The organism is Pseudoalteromonas sp. GABNS16E, from assembly GCF_028598715.1.
Lineage (GTDB): Bacteria > Pseudomonadota > Gammaproteobacteria > Enterobacterales > Alteromonadaceae > Pseudoalteromonas > Pseudoalteromonas atlantica.
This window is the reverse complement of the sequence record NZ_JAQREZ010000188.1, coordinates 1-306: the sequence shown is the minus strand read 5'-3', so window position 1 is coordinate 306 and position 306 is coordinate 1. Positions and strand designations below refer to the sequence as shown.

The window sequence follows — 306 nt, the reverse complement described above, 5'->3', positions numbered from 1 at the left end:
TACTTGCTCAACAATAGATAATTTAAAGCCTAATGTATAATCTCGCTGAGTACGCTTGACGTCTTTAGTTTTAGTGGTTTTCATAAAATAAGTCCTAAATGTGTAAACACATTTCAGGACAAGACACTTTCATACGCGAGTTCAAGTGCTTTTAGCGTTAAATTAGTATCTGGCGACAGCGACATGGCCCAACCAACGACTTTACGTGCAAATAAATCAATAACAACGGCTAAATAAGCCCAGCGATTACCTACCCAAATATACGTCACATCACCGCACCACACGGTATCTGGCTCAACAACATCA

Annotated in this window: 1 pseudogene; it reads right to left on the bottom strand. The window is 39.5% G+C overall.

Going from position 1 to position 306, the window contains the following annotated elements:
• Window positions 1-125: 125 nt before the first annotated feature.
• Window positions 126-306: pseudogene (locus tag PSI06_RS21230) on the bottom strand (DDE-type integrase/transposase/recombinase); the annotation flags it as partial.